Here is a 15,914-nt window from a genome sequence, read left to right on the forward strand (position 1 = left end):
CCCAATTACTTGGAGAGCTTGTCGACGACGCGTTCAATCTCGGCAAGCTTGGCGGCCTTGAGCTCCTCGTCGCCCGATTCGATTGCCGAAGTCACGCAGCCTTCGATATGCGCCTTGAGCACGTCGGCGTTGATGCGCGCGAGGAGCGCCTGTGTGGCCATGAGCTGCGTAGAAATATCGACGCAGTAGCGGTCCTCATCGACCATCCGCAGGATGCCGTCGATTTGCCCGCGTGCCGTCTTGAGCATGCGGGTCACCGATTTATGGTCTGCCATCATGGCGGGTTCTCGTTTCTGGTTGGGGGGGTACGTGCGGGTCGTTACGCGGCGGTCACAGACAGGGCGTGGAACTTCTCGCCGGCGCCCTCGACGGCGGCAGCGAGCTGCTCGGCGGTCACGGTGTCGGCACACTCCACCTGTACGGTCTGGGTCTCATGGTCGGCGTCGGCGTCGGTCACGCCGACCACGTTGAGCAACGCCGTCTCGACGGTGGCGTCGCAGTGGCCGCACATAAGGCCGGAAGTCTTAATCGTGTAACGCATGGGTATTCCTCTCTGTTATGTCGGCTTTCCCAGGTGCCCGACCTTGACCTTCAAGCCGTCGCTCGCGTACCAAAGTACGCGTCGCTCCTCTTTCAGGTCAATCTCGGGCACCTGGAAAACCCGTTCTAAATGGACTTAATGGTGAGCCTATTTTGCCACTTTAGGCTTAAAGGATTTCAGGCGCAGCGCATTGCTTACGACGCACACGCTCGACAGGCTCATGGCCGCAGCGCCAAACATCGGCGAGAGCTGCCATCCGGTGAGTGGGAAGAACACGCCCGCTGCCAGCGGAATGCCGATGCCGTTGTAGAACAGTGCCCAGAACAGGTCCTGCTTGATGTTGCGGATTGTCGCGCGCGACAGCTCGATGGCGCGGGCGACGTCCATAAGATCGCTGCGCATGAGCACCACGTCGGCGCCCTCCTTGGCGATGTCGGCGCCGGTGCCGATAGCGAGGCCCACGTCGGCGCGCGCCAGGGCGGGGGAGTCATTGATGCCGTCGCCCACCATGGCGACCTTGCTGCCCGCATCCTGCAGTTCGTGCACGTGGCGTTCCTTGTCGGCGGGCAGGACGTCGGCGATGACCTGTTCGCTGCTCAGCCCCACGCGGCGGGCGATGGCCTCGGCCGTCACGCGGTTGTCGCCGGTGAGCATGCGCACGTCGACGCCGAGCGAACGCAGCGCGGCGATGGCCTCGGCACTCGTTTCTTTGACCTCGTCAGCCACGGCGATGGTACCAACGAGCTCGCCGTTCTTGGCAAAGAACAGCGGCGTCTTGCCCTCGGCAGAGAACTGCTCGGCAAGACCGGCGGGCACCTCCGCGCCCAGCTCGTTCATCAGACGCACGTTGCCGGCTGCGATGACATTCTGCCCCTCGCGCGCCGTAACGCCTCGTCCAGGCACGGCGGCAAAGTCCTCGACCATGCGCGCGACGATTCCGCGTGCCTCGCACTCGGCCATAATCGCCTCTGCCAGCGGGTGCTCGCTCGAGCGCTCCAGCGCGGCGGCCAGCTTGAGCAGCGCCTTTTCGCTCATGGCGGGCGAGCCGTCGGCGCGCGCGGCAACCACAATGTCGGTCACGGCCGGCTTGCCGCGGGTGACGGTGCCCGTCTTGTCGAGCACCACGGTGCCCACGCTGCGCAGATTCTCCAGCGCCTCGGCGCTCTTGAACAGGATGCCCATCTCGGCACCCTTGCCGGTGCCCACCATAATGGCGACGGGGGTGGCCAGGCCCAGCGCGCACGGACAACTGATCACTAGCACGGCGACGGCGGAGGTAAGCGCCTCGTTGATGCTGCCGGTCAGTGCCATCCACACCGCAAAGGTCACGGCCGAGATCACAAACACCACGGGCACAAACACACCGGCGACCTTATCGGCCAGGCGGGCGATAGGCGCCTTGGTGGCATTGGCGTCCTCGACGAGCTGGATGATCTTGGCAAGCGACGTGTCGGCACCCACGCGTGTGGCGCGGAAGGTAAACGAGCCGGTGCGGTTGACGGTGGCGGCGTTGACGGTATCGCCGACGGTTTTCTCCACGGGGATGGATTCGCCGGTGAGCGCGCTCTCGTCTACGGCGGAGGCGCCCTCGAGCACCACGCCGTCGACGGGGATGGACTCGCCGGGGCGCACGCGCAGAACCTGGCCGGGAAGGATGCTGTCGACGTCGACGGTGGTCTCGCTGCCGTCCTCTGCCACGACGGTCGCGGTCTTGGGCGCTAGGTCGATCAACGCCTCGATGGCGCCGCCAGTTTTGGACTTGCTGCGCGTCTCGAGGTATTTGCCCACGGTGACGAGCGACAGGATCGTGCCGGCGCTCTCAAAATAGAGATTGTCCATGCTCGTCATCATGGCCTCGTGCACCTGACCCGCGGCTAGCTGGTCGGCCATGATAAACATGGCATAGAGCGACCAGGCGATCGACGCGGTGGCGCCTACGGCGATGAGCGCGTCCATGGTGGGCGCGCCGTGCGCGAGCGATTTAAATCCGTCGATAAAGTACGCGTCGTTGACGTAGACGATGGGGATGAGCAGGACGAGCTCGGTGAGGGCGAGCGTCATGCTGTGGGTATGGTCGGTGAAAATGCCGGGCAGCGGCCAACCGAGCATGTGCCCCATGCCTATGTAGAACAGCGGAATGAGGAAGGCAATCGAGACGATGAGGCGGGTGCGCATGGCAGAGGCGGCGGCCTTCAGCTTTTTGGTCGGCGACTCCATATGGGCGGCGCCGGACCTGGCTTGCACGCTGCCGTTTGAGCCAGCGGCGCCGGTGCCCGCATCGACGGGCGAGGCCGAGTAGCCCGCGCGGTCGACGGCGGTGCAGATATCCTCGGGGGAGACCTGCGCGGGGTCATAGTCGACCATCATGGAACCAGCGAGTAGGTTGACCGCGACGCTTTGGACGCCGTCGAGTTTGCTTACGGCGCGGTCCACGTGCGCCTGGCAGGCGGCGCATGTCATGCCGCCCACGTCGAACTTATCTTGAGTCATGGCTTCTCCTTTCCGTGGTTCGGTGTTGGAATTGTTAACCTGCTGATACTGTACACCCATACCCCCTGGGGGTGTCCAGTGCAGAAAGAAATGTATGACATTTCGATACAGATGAGGGTGGCTGCTCAATCGTTGTCAGTCCCTGTCAAACATCTCAATCTGTAACATCTAGCAGGGAAAATGACCTCTAATTGTTATAGATCGAGATTTTGTTTTGCGAGGTTTGAGTTTGTCTCGATCTATAACAGCTGGACCGGTTTTTGCTGAGTATCTGTTACAGATTGAGACAATTGGCCCAGGTCCGCCCCGTCCGCCTCGTCATCTGTGGTTTACGTGGGGGCATACGGAGTGCGGGTATACTAACCGGCGGCGAATCTGCTCCATCGCTTAGAGCTGCTGCGTCTGGACGGCGCGTGATAGGGCTGCCAAAGCGATCGCCAGCGTGCTGAGCAACGTCCTCTCTGTGCGCACCCGTTTTTGTATGTATTAGCGCACTACCAAGCACGCCCGCGCGGCCGCATGCCGTGCCCATTGCGCGTGCAGATAAGGAACAACAACATATGCGTAATTCTGTATCCGACGTCACCGACGCCGAGATCCTGGACGAGACCCGTGAGGCCATGACCCAGGCTGCCTTCGATGCCGCCGATGAGGCCAATGCTGCCCAGGCCGTCGAGTCCGCTACCGAGAGCCTGCCCGCCTTTGACGAGCTGGGCCTTTCCGACGAGATGCTTCGTGCCATCGAGAACCTGGGCTACACGGCGCCGACGCCCGTGCAGGCCGGTTCGATCCCCGTGGTGCTTGAGGGCCGCGACTTGCTTGCCGCCGCCCAGACCGGCACCGGCAAGACGGCCGCCTTTTTGCTGCCGACCATGAACAATCTGGAGCACATCGCTCCTCCCAAACCCGTGCGCGAGCGCGGCGGCCGCAACCGCCGTCGCGGTGCTAAAAAGCCCGAGGGCAACGGCCGCGGCCCCGTGATGCTCGTTATCACCCCCACGCGCGAGCTTGCCCAGCAGATCGATGAGGTCGCCGGCAAGATCGCCGACGTCACCGGCCATGTCGCCGTGACCGTCGTGGGCGGCGTGAGCTACAAGCCGCAGACCGCTGCCCTCAAGTACGGCTGCGACATCCTGGTCGCCACGCCGGGCCGTCTGGTCGATCTGATCGAGCAGGGCGCCTGCCACCTGGACGAGGTCAAGGTGTTGGTGCTCGACGAGGCCGATCGCATGCTCGACATGGGCTTTTTGCCCGCCGTCCGCCGCATTGTGCGCGAGACGCCGGCCGAGCGCCAGACGCTGCTGTTCTCGGCGACCCTCGACGAGGAGGCCGTGGGCGAGATCACCGACCTGGTGAGCGACCCGGCCCGCGTGGAGATCGCGCCGGCCACGTCGACCGCCGACACCGTCGATCAGTTTGTGTTCCCGGTGTCCATCGAGGCAAAGAATAACCTGCTGCCCGAGTTCCTCAAAAAGGAGGGCCCGGAGCGCACCATCGTCTTTATGCGCACCAAGCACCGCGCCGACAGCTGCTGCCGTCGTCTGGAGCGCAAGGGCATCAAGGCCGCCGCGATTCACGGCAACCGCAGCCAGGCCCAGCGCGAGCGCGCGCTCTCGGCCTTCCGCGACGGTACCGTCGACGTGCTGGTGGCAACCGACGTTCTCGCTCGCGGCATCGACATCAGCGACGTGCGCTATGTCGTGAACTTTGACGTGCCGGCCGAGCCGACCGATTACATCCACCGCATCGGCCGCACGGGCCGTGCCGGTGAGCTGGGCTGGGCCATCACGTTTGTGACCGAGCAGGACGTCGATGAGTTCTATGAGATCGAGAAGCTCATGGACAAGACCGCCGACATCTACGAGGCCGGCGACCTGCATGTGGGTCCCAACCCGCCCGCGGTTGATCCCGAGCGCGACCCTGCGGCCTTTAAGGTGAAGAAGAAGACCAAGCGCGGCAAGTCCAAGAGCAAGAAGAAGCTCGAGCAGGCACGTCGCGACGGCAAGCGCAACGGCGACGATTACGGCGATGTTGCCGGTCGTTCCAACCGCGGTCGCGATGAGCGTCGCGGCGACGGCGAGCGTCCGAGCCGTCCCAAGCGCGGCGGCAAGACCCGCGTGCGCGAGGGCGTTCAGGCTCGCGTGGACGAGGCTGTGGAGAGCGTGGCTCGCGAGGTGGCTGCCGAGGAGCGCGGGGGTGCTGCTGCTGTCGAGCAGACCCCGCGCGGGAACCGTGCCGAGCGCCGTGCCAAGCAGTTCCAGGGCGAAGCGCACCGCCGTCGTCGTGAAGACGAGGACCGTGGCGGTCGTCGTCGTGTTGAGCGCGAAGACGAGGGCCGCGGTTCGCGCGGTGGCAAGCGCGGTTCGGGTGACCGTCGTCGCTCCGGTCGCGATGGCGAGCGCGGCGGGCGCGATGAGCGCCGTGGCGGCGAAGGCCGTGGCTCGCGTGACGAGCGTGGTACCCGCGGCGGCGAGTCCCGCGGCGGCAAGCGCTTTGACGAGCGCGGAGGCCGCGAGGGTGGCCGCGGCGGCGAGCGTCGCGAGGGTGCTCGCAGCAATGGCGGCCGCGGCGGCGCCGGTCGTTCGAATGAGTCGCGCGATCGTCGCGACCCGCGTGCCAGCCGCGATCGTCGCGATGACTGGCGCAACTACGACGACACCCGCGATGAGCGTCGTGGCGGCTATCGTGGCGGGCGTGGCGGCAACCAGGCCGGCTCCCGCGGCGGCCGTGCCGGCGGTCGCGATAATCGTGGCAGCTATGGCAACAGCCGTGGCGGCAAGCGCGGTGGCAGCTCCCGTCGCCCCGGCGACGGCGGCGGCAAGCGCAAATAACATACGCATCGCTCGCTAGAGCGAGGTGAACCAAGGGCCCCGAGCAACTACGTTCGGGGCCCTTTTGTTTGCCGTATCCGATCGCTAGTTCAAATGTGATTTCCTCGGGAATGCATCTAGAGGATGCCGTGGGCTTGTTTCCTGCCATGCAGCAATGGGTCCTATGGGGTGCGCCGTGCATTTTTTGGAGTATTCTGCAGTTCGAGTTGTCTGCATATGATTCGACGTCGCCAACGGTGGCCTTCGGATATCCCTGGCGAGCGTTCCGAGTCAGATTTCGCCGTTTTCCGGAGCAGGGGGCGCGTCATTCTCGCCATGTCGGGACTTAGAATGATACGGCGCCCTACAGTTTTGCCCACCCGCGGCGGTGCTGGCGCGGTCACGTTGCAGAATACTCCGTTTTTTGCACGGGCCAGGATGGGGTACCTCAGGAGAACGCGGCGGTATCCCGTAAATATATACAATCTGTACCGTAATTTATACAAAACGAAGAGGCAGACAGCGTAGGGTGGGTGCATTGGGGTGCCTGGCGCACCGAAACGGGGAGCTCCCCCCATGCGCCGTATGCTCTGTCTGAATGTGAAAACGGCTTGACGCGTTGCCAGGCGTAGGGAGAGGGTGCCTCGATGAGCGTATTCGAAATTGTGTTTAGTCCGACGGGTGGAACGCGGAAGGTGTCTGGCCTTGTGGCCGGGGCGCTGGACAATAATACCGTTACCGTCGATCTGACCGATAGCGGGCTAGATCTCAGCGCTGTCTCGATGACTGAGGACGACGTGGCCGTAATCTCTGTGCCGGCGTATGCCGGTAGAATTCCGGCTGTGGTGGCTGACCGGTTGGGCATGGTGCGCGGCAACGGGGCTCGGGCTGTTTTGGTTTGTGTATACGGAAACCGCGCGTTTGAGGACACGCTCGTAGAGCTGGAGGACGTTGCGAAGCGCGCCGGATTTAGGGTGGTTGCAGCTGTTTCTGCTATTGCTGAGCATTCCGTTGCTCGTCAGTTTGCTGCTGGGCGACCGGATGCGCAGGATGCGGCGCAGCTCGCAGAGTTTGCGCAGCAAATTCAGCAAAAGCTGTTGGCTGAGGATGCGTCCGAGCCCTCTATCCCCGGCAATCGTCCTTATAAACAAGCTGGAGGTCGCCGTATGGCACCCGAGGCAACAGAGGAATGCGTCTCCTGCAGTGCATGCGCCGCGGCGTGTCCCGTTTGTGCTATCGACAAGGGCGACCCCAAGCGAGCAGCTGACGAGGCGTGCATCTCCTGCATGCGCTGCATCGCCGTATGCCCGCGAGGCGCTCGCAAGCTTGATCCCAACAAGCTATCCGCTGTTTCCCAGATGCTGAGCAAGGCTTGCGTCGTGCGGAAGGAATGCGAGCTCTTCATCTAACGCATGCGAAATTGCTGCAAGGAGTGCCCCTGGGTGCCGGCGGGAAAGGAACGTCCCTAAGTGCCGCCTAAATACCGTTTATCGGAGAAAAAATACCGCTCACCGGTCATAATGATTGTTCTGGCTTTGGGCTTGTCTACAATAGCTCCCGCAAAAAGAAATGCGGAAGGTTACCGAGTCCCTCGGACGTGGGCCTAACCAAAGTCTTTGAACGGGTGTGTCTCTATGGATGCATTCGCTTGATTTTGGTTGGGCTATATTTATGAAGGGACATGCCACCATGGGTTTCTTTTCTCGCCTGATGGGCGGTTCGGATGAGCAGAAGACTGCAGCTTCCGAGTTCGAAATCCTCGCTCCCGTTTCCGGCGAGCTTGTTCATCTAGAAAATACCAATGACCCCGCTTTTAGCAGCCGTGCCGTGGGCGATGGCGTTGCCGTGGTTCCCCAAGAGGGAACGGTGTGCGCTCCTGTTTCCGGCACCGTCGCGGCGTTGTTTCCGACTGAGCACGCGCTGGGCATCATGTCCGACGACAGCTCTGCTCAGGTGATGCTGCATATCGGAATCGACACTGTTAAACTTGAGGGCAAGGGCTTCCATGCGCTTGTTGCTCAGGGTGACCATGTCGACGCGGGCCAGCCCCTCGTCGAGGTCGATTTCGACGCGGTTCGCGCCGCTGGCTTCGACCCCACGGTCTTCGTTATCGTGTGCGAGCGCTCGGAGAACTCGACTCTTCGTGAGCATGCTTCCGGCCCTGTTGCTGTTAAAGAGCCTGTCGTCTGGCTTTCCGAGTAAATTCTTGTGGTGGGTACCGTGGTTATCAAGCGAGTTTTCAACAATAACGTCGCAATGGTCACTTTGGACGATGGCTCCGAGCTCATCGTCATCGGCCGAGGCCTCTGCTTTGGCCGCCATGCCGGCGACGCTATCGATGAGGCATCGGTCGAAAAGACCTATGCGCTGCAGGAGGGCACTTCTCAGGATTCGCGCACGATTGACCGCTTGGCACATCTTTTGGAGTCCATCCCCACCGTCAACCTCGTGATTGCCGAGGACATCGTTCAGATGCTTCGTCGAGAGCTCAATGTCGATATCAATGACAAGATCCTCATCGCTCTCGCAGACCATATCAGCCTCGCCCTCGAGCGCGAGCGCAAGGGCGTTCCCTGTGAGAATCCGTTGCTGCTCGAGATCCAGCAGTTCTATCGCAAGGAGTATGCGCTTGCGGGCCGTGCGCTGCAGATTATCAAGGAGTATATGGGCATCCAGATGAGCGAGGAGGAGCAGGGCTTCATCACCTTGCATATCGTCAACGCCACCATGCCGCAACGCTCCGACCGTCTAATCGTCTCGGTCCAGCTTGTTCGCGACGTGCTCGCGATTGTTTCCGAGCACTATGCCACGACCCTTGACGTCACCTCGTTGCCGTACGAACGTTTCGTTCGCCATTTGCAGTTTTTTGCGCAGCGAGCGCTCGATCCCGCGGCGGGGCAGGTCAATGGCGACGCGCTGTTCCGTATCGATGAAACGGCGTATCCGAGGGCGTTCTCGTGTGCGGAGTCAATTGCCGACCACTTAGCGTCTACCTATAACGTTGTCGTTACCGATGCCGAGAAGAGTTATCTCGCATATCACATTGTTAACCTGCTTGGAGAACCTGGTCTCTAGGCATAACGTGCCCACACATCGATTGATATAAGGCAAGGCTCACGGTCTTGTCCAGGGCACACCTATCTCAATTTGCGGAAAAGGAAGGGGAGTACCGCTATGACCGCAAAAAAGAAGTTCAATTTCAAAGCGCCGTTGGAGGTGTTCGCGAAGTCGATCGTTCAGCCGATGATGTATCTCTCGGTTGCCGGCATCCTGCTCATCGTGGGCATCATTCTGACCAACAAGACCATCTGCGCCGTGATCCCTGTGCTGGGCTCCGGTCCGTTCCAGCTTGTGGGCGCCGTTGTCTATCAGTCGCTGATGTTTATCATCAACAACCTCTCGATTCTGTTCTGCGTGGGCATCGCCGGCGCCATGGCAAAGAAGAACAAGGGCCATGCTTCGCTGATTGCCCTGATGTCGTTCTTCCTGTTCCTGCAGGCTAACAACATCGTGCTCAACGCCACCGGCTCTCTTGCCGAAGCGAGCGGCATGCTCGGCCTTACCGGAACCGGCCAGAGCACCGTTATGGGCATTCAGGTGCTCGATACCGGCGTGTTTGGCGGCATCATCCTGGGCTGCATCACGGGCGCCGTGTTCAACAAGTACTCGAACAAGCAGTTCCCCATTGCCCTTTCGATGTTCTCGGGCGTTCGCTTCCCGTTCCTGATCATGATCATCATCTCCTGGATCATGGGCGCGGGCTTCTGCATCGTTTGGCCTCCGGTTCAGGGTGCCATCTCCTCCGTCGCCGGCATTATTAAGGAATCCGGCAACATCGGCCTCTTTATTTACGGCATGCTCAACAAGCTGCTCGTTCCCACCGGTCTGCACCACCTCATCTACACCCCGTTCCAGTTCTCCGATGTGGGTGGCACCCTTACGCTGGGCGATCAGGTTATCGCCGGCGCCTATCCCATCCGTGTTGCCGAGATGGCAATGACGGGCCAGCCCTTCTCCGATAGCACCTACTTCAACAGCTATACCTTCAACAATCTGTGGCCCTACATCGGTATCGGTCTCGCCTTTATCTTCACCGCTTACAAGGGGAACAAGGATAAGACCAAGGCCGTTATCATCCCGCTGATCATCACCGCCGTGCTCTCCTGCGTGACCGAGCCCATGGACTTCCTCTTTGTCTTTGCCGCTCCCGTGCTCTTTGTCGTTCACTCGGTTCTTTCCGGTATCTTCCTGGTCCTGCTCAAGGTCCTCTCCGTGCCCGCTTCGACTGCAGGCGGCATCATCAACATCGTGGTTTCCAACCTGGTTCTTGGTGTCGATAAGACCAACTGGCCGATGATGCTCGTGCTCGGAGTCGTCAACGCCGCGCTGTACTTCTTCCTCTTCACCTTCCTTATTAAGAAGCTCAACCTCCACACGCCTGGTCGCGAGGAGGAGTCCGAGCTTGCTGAGTCCGTTGCCGAGGGCGAGGCCGCCGCGTCTGTCGCGGTGAAGCAGGGCGCTGTTGCCGCAGCTCCCGCAGAGGGCGTCGATGCAGGTATTGCCGACCTGGTCGCAGGTCTTGGCGGCAAGGACAACATCGAGGAGCTCGAGAACTGCTTTACGCGTCTCCGCGTGAACGTTAAGAACCCGGACCTCATCGATGAGAACCTCATCAACCACGTGCCCAACAGCGGCATCAACCGCAACGGCAACAATATCCAGATCATCTTTGGCATGAAGGTCGCCGAGATGCGCGACAAAGTCGAGAATGCAATTGAGAAGGAGCAGTAAACAATGATCATTACTCTGTGTGGTGGCGGATCCACCTTTACCCCCGGCATCGTCAAGTCCATCGCTCTGCGCAAGGACGAGCTCGACGTTGACGAGATTCGTCTGTACGACATCAACGAGGAGCGCCAGCGCAAGATCGGCGTGCTCGTGGACTGGATTCTGCACGAGGACCTCGGCCTGGACATCAAGCTCACGGTGACCACCGACAAGGAGACTGCCTTTACGGATGCCAGCTTCGTGTTTGCCCAGATGCGCGTGGGCGGCTACGCCATGCGCGAGCAGGACGAGAAGATTCCGCTGCGTCACGGCTGCGTGGGCCAGGAGACCTGCGGTTGCGGCGGCCTTGCCTACGGCATGCGCACCATCTTCCCCATGGTCGAGCTGATCGATGACGTTGAGAAGTACGCTAAGAAGGACTACTGGATTCTCAACTACTCCAACCCTGCTGCCATCGTGTCCGAGGGCTGCCGCGTGCTGCGTCCCAACGCTCGCATCATCAACATCTGCGACATGCCGATCGCGATCATCGACGTGGTTTGCGCCGCACTCGATATCGACAAGAAGGATGTCGAGTACGATTACTTTGGCCTCAACCACTTTGGTTGGTTCACCTCGATCCGCCACAAGGGCGAGGAGGTCCTGCCGCAGCTGCGCGAGTACATCAAGGAGCACGAGATTCTACTGCCCGACTCCTACCTCAAGGGCATGGGCTCGCTGATGTCCAAGAAGCCCGAGGAGGCCACTGACGAGCACCCCGAGCAGAACCGCCACACCAAGGGCAGCTGGTACTACGTCTGGAAGGGCGAGTACGAGATCATGGAGTGCTTCCCGGAGTACCTGCCCAACACGTACCTGAACTACTACCTGCAGCAGAAGGAGTTCGTCGAGCATTCCAACCCCGAGCGCACCCGTGCTAACGAGGTTGAGGAGACGCGTGAGAAGAACCTCTTTGATGGTATCGATCACTACGAGAAGACGGGCGAGATCGACGAGAGCACGTTCTATGCGGGCAGCCACGGCGACTGGATTGCCGACCTGGCTATCGCTCTGAAGAACGACACCAAGCAGCGCTTCCTGGTCATTTGCGAGAACAAGGGCGCTATCCCCAACATGCCCTACGACGCTATGGTCGAGCTGCCTGCCTACATTGGCAAGAACGGCCCCGAGGTCATCAGCCGCGACAACATTCCTCTGTTCCAGCAAGGTCTTATGATGCAGCAGCTGAACTCCGAGAAGCTCGTGGTCGAGGCTACGATCGAGGGTTCGTACGAGAAGGCGCTCAAGGCCTTCACACTCAACAAGACCGTGCCGTCGATGAAGGTCGCCAAGGAGGTTCTCGACGACATGATCGAGGCCAACAAGGACTTCTGGCCCGAGCTTAAGTAAAGGCAACAGGGTCGCTGGCCGCATACCTAGAGCAATGCCCCGTCCACGTGATTGCGTGGACGGGGCATTGTCATTTGGTAACGCGTTTTATCAAATATGGCATTTATCTGCGGTAATGTTCTATTTCACCGCTGAGGGTGACATTTCATGCCGCCTGCCGAACTGCGTGGAGACCTAACAACTTTTTAGGTCAGTGTTGTGCATGTAGCAATTTCGCCCGGCTTCGCCTCCGGGCTGCCATGTGAGAGGGGATCTTATGGCTCGACTGCATGTAATGGAACGCAGCCACGCCCAGGCCGTCATGGACGACCTGCACGATGCACTCGGACGCCGCTTGGCGGTGAGTTCGCTCGCCCCGTGTCCCGTTGAGTTTACGGCAGCGCTCGTCAACCTGTGTTCCACTCAGAGCTGCGGCAAGTGCACACCCTGCCGCGTGGGCCTGAGCGCGCTGAGCGATCTGCTCGCCGATGTGCTCGAGGGCCGCGCCGACGAGTCCACGCTCAACTTGATTGAGCGCACCGCCCGCACCATCTACCTTTCGAGCGACTGCGCCATCGGCTACGAGGCCGGCGCCATGGCGCTTACCGCCATTCGCGGCTTTCGCGACGACTTTGAGCACCACATTCGCGAGCACTCCTGCGGCTTTGACCGCGAGGCACGCGTTCCGTGCGTATCGGGCTGCCCGGCGCACGTCGACATTCCCGGGTACATTTCGCTCGTCGAGGCCGGCCGTTATGCCGACGCCGTCAAAGTCATCCGCAAAAACAACCCGCTGCCGCTCGTCTGCGGCCTGGTATGCGAGCACCCCTGCGAGATGCACTGCCGTCGCGGCATGGTCGACGACCCCATGAACATCCTCGCTCTCAAGCGTTTTGCCGTTGAGCACAGCGACCTCAACGACCACAAGCCCCATGTAGTGGACAACACCGGCAAGCGCGTCGCCGTGATCGGCGGCGGCCCGGCCGGCCTTTCCTGTGCCTACTACCTGGCCGTGATGGGCCATAAGGTGACCATCTTTGAGCAGCGCCACCACCTGGGCGGCATGCTGCGCTACGGCATTCCCAGCTACCGTCTGCCGCGCGAGCGCCTGCAGGCCGAGATCGACTGGATCTTGAGCGCCGGCATCGACGTGGAACTCGACCACTCCGTCAACGGCGAGGAGCTTGCCCGCCTGCGCGACGAGTTCGATGCCGTCTACCTGGCCATCGGTGCCCACAGCGACAAGAAGCTCGGCCTTCCGGGTGAAGAGGCGACCGGCGTGGAATCGGCCGTCAAGATGCTGCGCTCCATCGGTGACGACGAGCTGCCCGACCTGAGCGGCCAGCGCGTGTGCATCATCGGCGGCGGCAACGTTGCCATGGACGTGGCCCGTTCTGCTGTGCGCTGCGGTGCCGAAAAGGTGAGCATCGTCTACCGCCGTCGTATCTGCGACATGACGGCCCAGGATGCCGAGATTGCCGGCGCCCAGGCCGAGGGTTGCGAGGTTCTGGAGCTGACGGCCCCGCTCGCCATCGAGACGGATGAAGATGGTCGCGTGAGCGGCCTGCGCGTGCAGCCGCAGATTATCGGTGAGCCCCGTCGTGGGCGTCCGGCCCCGCGTGCCGCCGCCACGCCCGAGCGCGTCATTTCCTGCGAGCGCGTGTTTGTGGCCATTGGCCAGGACATCGATTCCAAGCCGTTTGAGGACATGGGTATCGCCTGCAAGTGGGGTCGCGTCGTCACCGATTCGGACGGCGCCGTGCCCAACTTCGATGGCCTCTTTAGCGGCGGCGACTGCCAGACCGGTCCCGCCACCGTCATCCGAGCCATCAACGCCGGCCGCGTGGCTTCGGCAAATATCGACCGCTACCTGGGCTTTGACCATAAGATCAAGCTCGACGTTGAGCTGCCGACCGTGCAGTTTAAGGGCAAGCACGAGTGCGGCCGCTGCGAGCTGGGCGAGCGCGAGGCCGGCGAACGCATCCACGATTGGAATCTGGTCGAGCAGGGCCTTACCGAACAGGAGGCACGCCAGGAGGCAAGCCGCTGCCTGCGTTGCGACCACTTTGGCTTTGGCGCGTTCCGTGGAGGGAGGAACCTGGAATGGTAGAGCCCAACAAAACCACTGTCAGCGACAACACCGAAAGCGGAGCACTCAACATGGTCAAGCTCACGATCGATAACTGCGAGGTCGTGGTGCCCGAGCACACCACGATCCTAGACGCAGCCAAGTCCGTCGGCATTCAGATTCCCACCCTGTGCTACTTGCGCGATCTAAACGAGATCGGCGGCTGCCGCGTGTGCGTGGTCGAGGTTGAGGGCTGCGACCAGCTGGTTGCCGCCTGCAACAACTACGTACTCGACGGCATGGTGGTCCACACCAACAGCCCCAAGGCCCGCGAGGCGCGTCGCACCAACGTGCAGCTGCTGCTGTCCCAGCATGACTCGCGCTGTACGAGCTGCGTGCGCAGCGGTAACTGCAACCTGCAGACCATCGCCAACGACCTGGGCATCTTCTATCTGCCGTACGAGCAGCACCTGGCGCGCGAGGGCTGGGACTTCGATTTCCCTATCATCCGCGATAATGACAAGTGCATTAAATGCATGCGCTGCATCAAGGTGTGCGAGAGCGTGCAGGGCTTAGGGATTTGGGACCTGACCAACCGCGCCACGCATACTGCCGTGGGCACCCGCGGGCGTGCGCCGATTGGGAAGACCGATTGCGTCGCGTGCGGTCAGTGCATTACACATTGTCCGACGGGCGCACTGCGCGAGCGCGACGATACCGAGACCGTGTTCGATGCTCTCGCCGATCCCGACAAAATCGTGCTGGTGCAGATTGCGCCGGCCGTGCGTAGCGCCTGGGGCGAGGAGCTCGGCATTCCGCGCGAGGAGGCTACCGTCGAGCGCCTGGCTTGCGCGCTGCGCCGCGTGGGCTTTGAGTACGTGTTCGATACCGATTTCTCGGCTGATCTCACCATTATGGAGGAGGGCTCCGAGCTGCTCGAACGCCTGGGTAAGGCCGCCAAGGGCGAAGGCGACAGCCGCGGCTGGCCCATGTTTACGAGCTGCTGCCCGGGCTGGGTGCGCTTTGTGAAGGCGCGCTACCCGGAGTTTGTCGACAGCCTGTCCACGTCAAAGTCGCCACAGCAGATGTTCGGCGCCATCGCCAAGACCTACTACGCCAAGGTGCTGGGCGTGGAGCCCGAGCGCCTGTTTGTGGTGTCCGTGATGCCGTGTACGGCCAAGAAGGCCGAGTGCGCGCTGCCGAGCATGGTGGGCGAGGACGGCGCGCCCGACGTTGACGTTGCGCTGACGGTACGCGAGATGGTGCGCATGATCCGCGCGAACCACGTGAGCGTGGACACGCTGGTTGAGGAGCTGCTCGATACGCCGCTGGGCTTCGGCACGGGCGCGGGCGTGATCTTTGGCGCCACAGGAGGCGTGATGGAGGCTGCCGTGCGCTCGGCCTATTACCTGGTGACGGGCAAGAACCCCGATGCGGATTTCTTTACCGACGTGCGTGGCCTGAATGGCTGGAAGGAGGCCGTGGCCGATATCGATGGCACCAAGGTGCGCGTCGCCGTGGCACACGGGCTGGGCAACGCTGCCCGTCTGCTCGACGCGATTTGTGACGGCCGCGTGAGCTATGACTTCGTTGAGGTCATGGCGTGCCCGGGCGGCTGCGTCGGTGGCGGCGGTCAGCCCATCCACGACGGCTGCGAGCTGGCAGCCGAGCGCGGTCAGGTGCTGTGGGGCCTGGATGCCGCTGCGGACATTCGCTTCTCGCACGAGAACCCCGATGTCCGGGCGTGCTACCGCGAGTTCTTGGGTGCGCCGCTCTCGCCGCTGGCCGAGGAGTTGCTGCACACTGACCACCACGCCTGGACGATGCCTAACGAAGGGATGTGCTAACG

11 protein-coding genes are annotated in these 15,914 nt (G+C 61.8%); 8 read left to right on the top strand and 3 right to left on the bottom strand.

Going from position 1 to position 15,914, the window contains the following annotated elements; genetic code table 11:
* Positions 1-5: 5 nt before the first annotated feature.
* From DXC79_RS02150 to DXC79_RS02160, 3 genes are all read right to left on the bottom strand, one after another.
* On the bottom strand, positions 6-278 hold the full coding sequence (locus tag DXC79_RS02150) for a metal-sensing transcriptional repressor (protein WP_117629570.1): 273 nt from the start codon (positions 276-278) through the stop codon (positions 6-8).
* 41 nt (positions 279-319) lie between these two features.
* The gene (locus tag DXC79_RS02155) at positions 320-541 is read right to left on the bottom strand and encodes a heavy-metal-associated domain-containing protein (RefSeq protein ID WP_117634829.1); all 222 of its coding nucleotides are present in this window, start codon (positions 539-541) and stop codon (positions 320-322) included.
* 147 nt (positions 542-688) lie between these two features.
* Positions 689-3,031: a cation-translocating P-type ATPase gene (locus tag DXC79_RS02160; protein ID WP_117634831.1), complete on the bottom strand. Its 2,343-nt coding sequence runs from the start codon at positions 3,029-3,031 to the stop codon at positions 689-691.
* A 560-nt stretch (positions 3,032-3,591) separates the two neighbouring features.
* Here DXC79_RS02160 and DXC79_RS02165 point away from each other — a divergent pair.
* The 8 genes from DXC79_RS02165 (at position 3,592) to DXC79_RS02200 (ending at position 15,912) form a co-directional block, all read left to right on the top strand.
* Positions 3,592-5,862 (top strand): DEAD/DEAH box helicase, encoded by a 2,271-nt coding sequence (locus tag DXC79_RS02165; protein WP_199408624.1) that lies wholly within the window; start codon positions 3,592-3,594, stop codon positions 5,860-5,862.
* A 626-nt stretch (positions 5,863-6,488) separates the two neighbouring features.
* Positions 6,489-7,250: a 4Fe-4S dicluster domain-containing protein gene (locus tag DXC79_RS02170; RefSeq protein ID WP_117634833.1), complete on the top strand. Its 762-nt coding sequence runs from the start codon at positions 6,489-6,491 to the stop codon at positions 7,248-7,250.
* A gap of 280 nt (positions 7,251-7,530) precedes the next feature.
* Positions 7,531-8,043 carry a PTS glucose transporter subunit IIA gene (locus DXC79_RS02175; protein WP_158549076.1) on the top strand — a complete coding sequence of 171 codons (513 nt, stop codon included), beginning with the start codon at positions 7,531-7,533 and terminating at the stop codon, positions 8,041-8,043.
* Between the two features lie 18 nt (positions 8,044-8,061).
* The gene (locus DXC79_RS02180) at positions 8,062-8,916 is read left to right on the top strand and encodes a PRD domain-containing protein (protein WP_117635084.1); all 855 of its coding nucleotides are present in this window, start codon (positions 8,062-8,064) and stop codon (positions 8,914-8,916) included.
* A gap of 99 nt (positions 8,917-9,015) precedes the next feature.
* Entirely contained in the window at positions 9,016-10,632 is a 1,617-nt protein-coding gene (locus DXC79_RS02185; RefSeq protein WP_117634834.1) for a PTS transporter subunit EIIC, read from the top strand.
* Positions 10,633-10,635: 3 nt separating this feature from the next.
* A complete protein-coding gene (locus tag DXC79_RS02190) occupies positions 10,636-12,018 on the top strand; it encodes a 6-phospho-alpha-glucosidase (protein ID WP_117634836.1) in 1,383 nt (460 codons plus the stop codon).
* Between the two features lie 256 nt (positions 12,019-12,274).
* Positions 12,275-14,107, top strand: a complete 1,833-nt coding sequence (locus tag DXC79_RS02195) for an NAD(P)-binding protein (RefSeq protein WP_117634838.1) — start codon at positions 12,275-12,277, stop codon at positions 14,105-14,107.
* A gap of 50 nt (positions 14,108-14,157) precedes the next feature.
* Positions 14,158-15,912, top strand: coding sequence for a [FeFe] hydrogenase, group A (locus DXC79_RS02200; RefSeq protein WP_117635085.1), 1,755 nt, complete (start codon positions 14,158-14,160; stop codon positions 15,910-15,912).
* Positions 15,913-15,914: the final 2 nt, after the last annotated feature.

Origin of the sequence: Collinsella sp. TF08-11AT (genome assembly GCF_003437035.1) — a bacterium.
GTDB lineage: Bacteria > Actinomycetota > Coriobacteriia > Coriobacteriales > Coriobacteriaceae > Collinsella.

What these genes read in the sequence shown, in the direction of transcription:
- DXC79_RS02150 (WP_117629570.1), bottom strand. Translation starts at nt 278, where the DNA reads ATGATGGCAGACCATAAATCGGTGACCCGCATGCTCAAGACGGCACGC.
- DXC79_RS02155 (WP_117634829.1), bottom strand. Translation starts at nt 541, where the DNA reads ATGCGTTACACGATTAAGACTTCCGGCCTTATGTGCGGCCACTGCGAC.
- DXC79_RS02160 (WP_117634831.1), bottom strand. Translation starts at nt 3,031, where the DNA reads ATGACTCAAGATAAGTTCGACGTGGGCGGCATGACATGCGCCGCCTGC.
- DXC79_RS02165 (WP_199408624.1), top strand. Translation starts at nt 3,592, where the DNA reads ATGCGTAATTCTGTATCCGACGTCACCGACGCCGAGATCCTGGACGAG.
- DXC79_RS02170 (WP_117634833.1), top strand. Translation starts at nt 6,489, where the DNA reads ATGAGCGTATTCGAAATTGTGTTTAGTCCGACGGGTGGAACGCGGAAG.
- DXC79_RS02175 (WP_158549076.1), top strand. Translation starts at nt 7,531, where the DNA reads ATGGGTTTCTTTTCTCGCCTGATGGGCGGTTCGGATGAGCAGAAGACT.
- DXC79_RS02185 (WP_117634834.1), top strand. Translation starts at nt 9,016, where the DNA reads ATGACCGCAAAAAAGAAGTTCAATTTCAAAGCGCCGTTGGAGGTGTTC.
- DXC79_RS02190 (WP_117634836.1), top strand. Translation starts at nt 10,636, where the DNA reads ATGATCATTACTCTGTGTGGTGGCGGATCCACCTTTACCCCCGGCATC.
- DXC79_RS02195 (WP_117634838.1), top strand. Translation starts at nt 12,275, where the DNA reads ATGGCTCGACTGCATGTAATGGAACGCAGCCACGCCCAGGCCGTCATG.
- DXC79_RS02200 (WP_117635085.1), top strand. Translation starts at nt 14,158, where the DNA reads ATGGTCAAGCTCACGATCGATAACTGCGAGGTCGTGGTGCCCGAGCAC.